Origin of the sequence: Streptomyces otsuchiensis, from assembly GCF_004305975.1 — a bacterium.
Taxonomy (GTDB): Bacteria; Actinomycetota; Actinomycetes; order Streptomycetales; family Streptomycetaceae; genus Streptomyces; species Streptomyces otsuchiensis.
Map to the genome: position 1 here is coordinate 1 of NZ_BHZI01000543.1, position 590 is coordinate 590.

A 590-nucleotide genomic window follows, 5' to 3' on the forward strand; every position below is an offset into this window, starting at 1 on the left:
AACCCGGAAGCTAAGCCTTTCAGCGCCGATGGTACTGCACGGGGGACCGTGTGGGAGAGTAGGTCGCCGCCGAACAATCTTTGAAGGGACCGTTGTCCCAGCGTTCACGCGCTGGGACAACGGTCCCTTTTTTGTTTTTCCCTTCCGGTTTCCTTCACATGGGGAGCCGGTGCCGATGCACGAAACATGGTGCGCCGGCAATGAGATCAGGAGCCACCACCATGTCCAATTCATCTGAGGACAACCGTCGCGACGACCGTCGTGACGACCGCCCGCGACGCGACGACGACCGCGGTCGCCGGTCCTACGGCCGCGACCGCGACGACCGCCCGGGTTTCCGTCGTGACGATCGCCCGAACGGCGACCGAGGCGGTTTCCGTCGTGACGACGGGCCGCGTGGTCCGCGTCGTGACGACGAGCGTGGTGGTGGGTTCCGTCGTGACGACCGGCCGCGTGATGACCGTCCCGCGTTCCGTCGGGACGACCGGCCGCGTGGTCCGCGTCGTGACGACGAGCGTGGTGGTGGGTTCCGTCGTGACGACCGGCCGCGTGATGACCGTCCCGCGTTCCGTCGGGACGACCGGCCGCGT

The 590-nt window shown here is 67.1% G+C and carries 1 rRNA gene and 1 pseudogene; one reads left to right on the forward strand and one right to left on the reverse strand.

Annotated elements, in window-relative coordinates:
• Positions 1 to 75: ribosomal RNA gene (gene rrf, locus E0D90_RS25750) — 5S ribosomal RNA — on the forward strand; the annotation flags it as partial.
• A 155-nt stretch (positions 76 to 230) separates the two neighbouring features.
• Here rrf and E0D90_RS27525 read toward each other — a convergent pair.
• A pseudogene (locus E0D90_RS27525) lies at positions 231 to 590 on the reverse strand (hypothetical protein); the annotation flags it as partial.